This window comes from Streptomyces sp. AC555_RSS877 (genome assembly GCF_019049245.1).
Classification (GTDB): domain Bacteria; phylum Actinomycetota; class Actinomycetes; order Streptomycetales; family Streptomycetaceae; genus Streptomyces.
On the sequence record NZ_JAGMUK010000158.1, the window covers coordinates 1 to 513 of the forward strand.

Below are 513 nucleotides of genomic sequence, written 5' to 3' on the forward strand. Positions count from 1 at the left end.
TTGGAGGGAGTGCGTGACCAGCTGGCGGAACTGCTGGTGCACGAGCACGCCCCGCTGACGCTCGCACAGCAGGCCAGCGGCATGCCCGGCGGCAGCCCGCTGTTCACCTCGCTCTTCAACTACCGTCACAGCCAGCGTCCAGACGTGGAGCCCCGCCAGGAGGCGGACACCACGCCCAGGCGGATCCAGATGGTGTTCACGCGGGAAGCCACGAACTATCCGGTGGCAGTCTCAGTGGACGATTTTGAGCACCGGTTCGGGCTGACGGTGGATGCGGTGGGTTCGGTGGATGGGCAGGCGGTGTGCCGGCTGCTGCACACGTGCCTGGAGAACCTCGTCGCGGCGATGGAGGACGACCCGGGCAGCTCGCTGTCGGCGGTCGACATCCTCGACGAGGCCCAGCACGACCAGCTCTTGGTGGAGTGGAATGACACGGTGGTGGATGCTGAGGTGTCGACTTTGCCGGAGTTGTTTGCGGTGCAGGTGGCGCGGGCTCCGGATGCGGTGGCGGTG

The 513-nt window shown here is 67.1% G+C and carries 1 protein-coding gene; it reads left to right on the forward strand.

Going from position 1 to position 513, the window contains the following annotated elements:
- Positions 1-9: 9 nt before the first annotated feature.
- On the forward strand, positions 10-513 hold a 504-nt coding region (locus KUM49_RS38025; RefSeq protein ID WP_217241534.1), incomplete at its 3' end, for a hypothetical protein.